The sequence below is a fragment of the Actinomadura soli genome (assembly GCF_005889715.1).
Lineage (GTDB): Bacteria > Actinomycetota > Actinomycetes > Streptosporangiales > Streptosporangiaceae > Spirillospora > Spirillospora soli.
The window spans coordinates 1-5,618 of the sequence record NZ_VCKW01000378.1; the positions used below are offsets into that span (position 1 = coordinate 1).

At 71.9% G+C, this 5,618-nt stretch carries 6 protein-coding genes and 1 rRNA gene; 5 read left to right on the forward strand and 2 right to left on the reverse strand.

Annotated elements, in window-relative coordinates:
- Positions 1-268: 268 nt before the first annotated feature.
- Complete coding sequence (locus ETD83_RS38540; protein ID WP_138650129.1) at positions 269-688, reverse strand: SAM-dependent methyltransferase; 420 nt, start codon at positions 686-688, stop codon at positions 269-271.
- Positions 689-774: 86 nt separating this feature from the next.
- Here ETD83_RS38540 and ETD83_RS38545 point away from each other — a divergent pair, with 86 nt between their 5' ends.
- The 5 genes from ETD83_RS38545 (at position 775) to ETD83_RS38565 (ending at position 5,456) form a co-directional block, all read left to right on the forward strand.
- On the forward strand, positions 775-1,584 hold the full coding sequence (locus ETD83_RS38545; protein ID WP_138650130.1) for an ArsR/SmtB family transcription factor: 810 nt from the start codon (positions 775-777) through the stop codon (positions 1,582-1,584).
- Positions 1,585-1,625: 41 nt separating this feature from the next.
- On the forward strand, positions 1,626-2,297 hold the full coding sequence (locus tag ETD83_RS38550) for a DUF998 domain-containing protein (protein WP_138650131.1): 672 nt from the start codon (positions 1,626-1,628) through the stop codon (positions 2,295-2,297).
- 157 nt (positions 2,298-2,454) lie between these two features.
- Positions 2,455-3,981 (forward strand): phytoene desaturase family protein, encoded by a 1,527-nt coding sequence (locus ETD83_RS38555; RefSeq protein ID WP_205718124.1) that lies wholly within the window; start codon positions 2,455-2,457, stop codon positions 3,979-3,981.
- A 73-nt stretch (positions 3,982-4,054) separates the two neighbouring features.
- Complete coding sequence (locus tag ETD83_RS38560; protein WP_138650133.1) at positions 4,055-4,837, forward strand: fatty acid desaturase family protein; 783 nt, start codon at positions 4,055-4,057, stop codon at positions 4,835-4,837.
- A gap of 4 nt (positions 4,838-4,841) precedes the next feature.
- Positions 4,842-5,456: a TetR/AcrR family transcriptional regulator gene (locus ETD83_RS38565; RefSeq protein WP_138650134.1), complete on the forward strand. Its 615-nt coding sequence runs from the start codon at positions 4,842-4,844 to the stop codon at positions 5,454-5,456.
- 41 nt (positions 5,457-5,497) lie between these two features.
- Here ETD83_RS38565 and rrf read toward each other — a convergent pair.
- Positions 5,498-5,614 (reverse strand): 5S ribosomal RNA (gene rrf / locus ETD83_RS38570).
- Positions 5,615-5,618 lie beyond the last annotated feature (4 nt).

Genomic DNA, 5,618 nt, shown 5'->3' on the forward strand with positions numbered 1-5,618 from the left:
CGCCCCATGCCCCATGCCCCATGCCACGCCGACCTCGCCGCCCGGTGACCCGCAATCCCGCTGCCTGGGACCGCCGACCCTGCGCTCCCACCGACCCGCTGTCCCACTGACCTCGCAATCCCGCTGACGGCGGTCCCGCTGCGTCGCGGTGCAGCCAACCCCGCAGTCCCACGCCGACCTGGGGGCCCGCCAACGCTGCGGTCCCGCTCACCTGGAGGCTCGCTGGCCTCGGAGGCCCGCCGACCTGAGGCCGCGTTGCCTGCTGGGTTCAGACGGGCAGTTCGCGCAGCGGATCGCCGCCGTCGATGAACAGGCGGCCGCCCGGTGCCAGGACCGCGGCGATGCGGCGCATCGCCTCGCGTCCGGCTTCCGGATGGCGGCCGTCGAGCGCGCCGACCCGCACCGCGAACACCAGGTCGAAGGGCGTCTCGCCGGGCTCCAGGGCGAAGTCCTCGATCGCGGCCTGCCGGACGCTCATGCGTCCCGACGCGATCTCGTCCGCCCCGGTGGCCTCCGCCTGGGTGATCGCCTTGGCGGACCGGTCGATCGCGAGGATGTGCCCGGTGTCGAGCCGGGCCGCGACGGCCCGCGCGGCCGCACCGGGCCCGCACCCGATCTCCAGGACCCGCATGCCGGGTTCGAGCGGCAGCGCGTCCACGATCTTCGCCAGGCGAGGAGAGAGCGGCATGGGCCGACGATATCGGACGCCCTCACCACCACCGATTCCTGAAGCATGGTTGACATGTGACCTTTTGGTCACCTATTTTTCCTGGTGTGAAGGACGACGATCTGGCGTTCAGGGCGCTGGCGGATCCGACCCGCCGGTTCCTGCTCGACCTGCTGTTCGCCCGGGACGGGCGGACGCTCGGCGAGCTGGAGTCGGAGGTGGAGATGACCCGGTTCGGGGTCGCCAAGCACCTGCGGGTACTGGAGGAGGCCGGGCTGGTGGTCGCGCGCCGCTCGGGCAGGGAGAAGCTGCATTTCCTCAACCCGGTGCCGATCCGGCTGATCCACGACCGGTGGATCGGCAAGTACACCGAGCGGCCCGCAGCGGCGCTCGCCGACCTCAAACGAGAACTGGAGACCGACATGACAACGACCGAGACGAGCACCGGGGCAGGCCGGACCGTCCATGTGTACCGCGTGTACATCAAGGCGACCCCGCAGTCCATCTGGGACGCCATCACCAAGCCCGAGTGGGCCGTGAAGTACGGCTACCAGGCGCCGGTGGAGTACGACCTGCGTCCCGGCGGCGCCTTCCGCGGGCTGGCCAGCGACGCGATGAAGGAGCACGGCGCCGCGGACGTGGTGATCGACGGCGAGGTCATCGAGGCGGACCCGCCGCGCAGGCTCGTCCAGACGTGGCGGGCCCTCTTCCTCGACGAGCCCGCCACCCGGCTCACCTACGAGATCGAGGACGACGAGCAGGGCATCTCGCGGCTGACGGTCACCCACGACGTCACCGGCGCGCCGCAGACCGCGGCGCAGACCAACGGCGAGCTTCCGGGCGCCGGCGGCGGCTGGAGCCAGACGCTCAGCGACCTGAAGACCCTGCTGGAGACCGGCGAGGCCCTCTACGCCTGACGGCGCCGACGGCGAGGACACAAGACGGCTAGGAGGCCGCCATGACCACCGAAACGATGAACTCCGCGGCCGCGCCCCGGCTGGCGGTTCCCACCCGCGTGCTGCTCGGTTGCGGCGCGGTCGCGGGGCCGCTGTTCGTTCTGCTGATCGCCGCGCAGGCCATGACGCGCGAGGGGTTCGACGCCGCGCGCCACCCGCTGAGCATGCTCGCCCTCGGCGAGCACGGGTGGATCCAGACCGCCAACTTCCTGGTCAGCGGCGTGCTCGTGCTGGCCTCAGCCATCGGGCTCCGCCGCGTCATGGCGCCGGGAACCGCGGGCCGCACCTGGGGCACCCGGCTCATCGCCGTCTACGGCGTGAGCCTGGTCTGGGCGGGCGTGTTCCCCACCGATCCGATGGACGGCTTCCCTGCCGGGACGCCCGCCGGAGCGGGCGAGGTCAGCTGGCACGGGATGCTGCACAACCTCGCGCCGGTCGGGATGGGCCTCGCGCTCAGCGCGGCGTGCCTGGTGTTCGCCCGCCGCTTCGCCCGCGAGGGAAACCGTGGCTGGACGATCTGCAGCGTCGTCGCGGCGGCCGCCTATCTCGTCCTCGGACTGGCCGCGTTCCCGGCGGAGGAGTTCCGCCTGATGCTCGCCGGAGGCGCCGCCATCTGGACGTGGGCCGCGGTGCTCTCGATCAAGTTCATGACCGAGTCCGCCGGCCGCACCTGATCCCGTCGTCCGCCGCCCGGCATCCACCGTTCGCCCTGGCCGGGGACGGTCCCGCGCATCCGATGAGCGGGGCCGCCTCCGGCCAGACCCGTCCCCGCACGTTGACGGGACGCCGCGCCGGACGCACTCTGAACACATGTTCAGAACAAGCGTTCAGATGGATCGTCCACCGAGAGCGGCGCGTTTCCCGGCGTCGTGCGACGTGGCCGTGCTCGGCGGCGGGCTCGCCGGGATGGCGACGGCGGCGCGGCTCCAGGCGGCCGGGCTGTCCACGCTCGTGATCGAGGCGCACGGCCATGTCGGCGGCTGCGCCGGCTACTACCGGCGGCGCGGCTTCTCGTTCGACGTGGGCGCGACGACGATGGTCGACTTCGAGCCGGGCGGGGTCGGCGCGGAGCTGCTCGACAGCATCGGGATGGACCCGGTGCCGGGTGAGGCGCTGCCCGGCTACGTCGGCTGGCTGCCGGACCGCAAGGTCACCCTCTACCGTGACCCACGGGCATGGCACCGCGAACGGCTGCGGGCGCTGGGCGACAGCCAGCGGCATCGGGTGTTCTGGTCGCGGCTCGACCGGATCGCGCAGGTGTTCTGGGACGCGAGCCGCTCCGGGGTCCGGCTGCCGATGCGCCGTCCCGCCGACGCGATGCACAACCTGCGGGCGCTCGGCCCGCGCGGTCTCCCGCTCGCCCGCCACCTGAACACCAAGCTCGGGGACGTCCTCATCCGGCACGGGCTGCGCGGCGACGCGCCATTGGTCGGACTGCTGTCGATGCTGGTGGAGGACACGGTGCACAGCACCGTCGACCGGGCCCCGCTCATCAACGCCGCACTCGGCGTCACGATCCGAGGCGCGGGCCTCACCCGCGCGGACGGCGGCATGCGCGGATTCTGGCGCCGCTTCACCGCGCACTACCGCGCGATGGGCGGACGGCTCCGCGTCGGCTGCCGGGTCGAGCGGGTGTCGGGACGGGCCGGGGCGTTCACCGTCCGCACCGGGCACGGCGTCGTCCATGCCCGGCAGGTGGTGAGCGCGCTGCCCGCCGCCACGACCGCGCGCGTCGTCCCCGACCTCGCGAGCCCGCTCCGCCCCTACCTGGAGCGGGACGGGAACGACCTGGGCGGCGCGATCGTCGTGTTCCTCGGCGTCCCGGACGACGAGGTCGCTGGGCAGGAGTTCACCCACCACCAGCTGCTGCACGACTACGGGCGCCCGCTCGGTGACGGCAACAACATGTTCGTGTCGGTGTCCGCGCCGGGTGACACCGAGAGCGCGCCGCCCGGCGAACGCGCCGTCATGATCTCCACGCACACCGGGCTCGCCGGCTGGCAGGACCTGCCGGACGCCGACTACGAAGCCCGCAAGCAGGCGATCGGGGAACGCCTCGTCGGCCTGGCCCGCCGCATCCATCCCGACCTGGGTGAGCGGGCACGCGTGTGGGAGGTCGGGACGCCGCGCTCGTACGAGCGTTTCGCGTTCCGGCCGGGCGGCGCGGTCGGCGGACCGCGCCAGACGCCGGGCAACGCCAACCAGAACGCCGTCCCGCATTCGCTGGGCGTGCCGGGGCTGTGGCTCGTCGGCGACTCGACCTGGCCCGGGCTCGGGACCGTCGCGTGCGCGCTGGGCAGCAGGATCGTCGCGGACGAGGCGCTCAAGGCCGCCCGGCGGACGGCGGTGACCCGATGATTCTCGCTTCGCCGCGATCATCGGGACCTCGATCCCGGGGGCCTGGGGGTCGCCTCCAGAAGGGCAGGGCCTGATGACCTTGCCGAAACTGTCCGAGCTCGGCCCCGATCTGCTCATCACGACGCGCCCACGCCGCGTCCTCACGCTATCCCTGCCGTATGTGGGCATCGCCCTGTTCGTCGCGGCATGGCTCACCGGCTGGTGGTGGGCGACGCCGCTGATCGCGTTCGGGATCTTCGTGGCGGTGGTGACGGCGACGCACGACGTCGTCCACCGGTCCCTTGGCCTTGGCAGGCGGGCGACGGAATGGGCCCTGTTCCTGCTGGGTGCCGTGCTGCTGGAGAGCGGCCACGCCTACCGCGCCACACACCTGCAGCACCATCGGACGTTCCCCAGCGACGAGGACCCGGAAGGATATCCTGCCGACCTGTCCGCGTTCGGCGCGATCCTCTACGGCCCGGTCTTCCTCGCCCGCCTGTGGTGGTGGGCGTACGGGCGCAGCCGGACGGGCCGGCGACTGTGGCTGCTGGCGGAGGCGGCGCTGCCGTTCGCGGCCGTCACGGCCGGAGTCGCGTTCTCTCGCGGGCTGCTCGTGTACGCCGTCATGATGATCGTGGGAAGCTGGGTGTATCCGCTGCTGACCGTCCACCTGCCGCACCGGCACTACGGGGACACGCCGCTCACGCAGACCCGCACGCTGCGCGGACGCGTCGTCCCCGCCCTGTTCCTGGAGCTGACGTACCACTTGGAGCACCATCTGTACCCGCAGGTGCCGAGCCACCATCTCGCGCGGCTCGCGCGCCGCCTCGACCCCGTCCTCGCCGAGGCGGGCGTGAAGCCCCGGAAAGTGATCTGAGCGCATGGCGTCACGGGCGGAGACCAGGAACCGTCTCCTCGAAGCGGCGATCCGGACGCTCGCCGTCGAGGGATACGGCGGCACCACCGCCCGCTCCATCGCCCGCACGGGCGGCTTCGCGCCGGGCGTCATCTACTACCACTTCGACGACCTGGAGGCCCTTCTCGTCACGGCCCTCCGGCACACGAGCCAGGCCCGGATGGCGCGCTACGAGGAGGCCCTCGGCTCCTGCGCGGACGCCGCCGACCTCATCACCCGCCTCCGCGCCCTCTACGCCGAGGACATGGAGGACAAGGGGCACATCGACGCCGTTCAGGAACTCGTCACAGCGTCGGCGACGTCACCGCGGCTGCGCGCGGAAGTACTGGCGCACGTCGATTCCTGGTCCGGTTTCGCCGCTTCCGCCGTCCGGCGCCTCGTCGAGGGGACGACACTCGAAGAGCTGGTGCCGTCGCGGGACATCGGCATGATCGCGGTCGCGATGTTCCTCGGCATCCAGACCCTCATCCACCTGGACGGCGACCGCTCCCGCATCGAGTCACTTTTCGCCACCGTCGAACCCGCCGCCATTCTCTGGGATACCTTCACCGGCCTCCGGAAACCCGACCCCGACAAATAAGAAAGGCCCCGCCGTGTCGGCGGGGCCTTCCCATAATATGTGTCCGGCGGTGTCCTACTCTCCCACACAGTCTCCCATGCAGTACCATCGGCGCTGAAGAGCTTAACTTCCGGGTTCGGGATGGGACCGGGTGTTTCCCCTTCGCCAAAACCACCGAACGCC

What these genes read in the sequence shown, in the direction of transcription:
- ETD83_RS38540 (WP_138650129.1), bottom strand. Translation starts at nt 688, where the DNA reads ATGCCGCTCTCTCCTCGCCTGGCGAAGATCGTGGACGCGCTGCCGCTC.
- ETD83_RS38550 (WP_138650131.1), top strand. Translation starts at nt 1,626, where the DNA reads ATGACCACCGAAACGATGAACTCCGCGGCCGCGCCCCGGCTGGCGGTT.
- ETD83_RS38555 (WP_205718124.1), top strand. Translation starts at nt 2,455, where the DNA reads ATGGATCGTCCACCGAGAGCGGCGCGTTTCCCGGCGTCGTGCGACGTG.
- ETD83_RS38560 (WP_138650133.1), top strand. Translation starts at nt 4,055, where the DNA reads ATGACCTTGCCGAAACTGTCCGAGCTCGGCCCCGATCTGCTCATCACG.
- ETD83_RS38565 (WP_138650134.1), top strand. Translation starts at nt 4,842, where the DNA reads ATGGCGTCACGGGCGGAGACCAGGAACCGTCTCCTCGAAGCGGCGATC.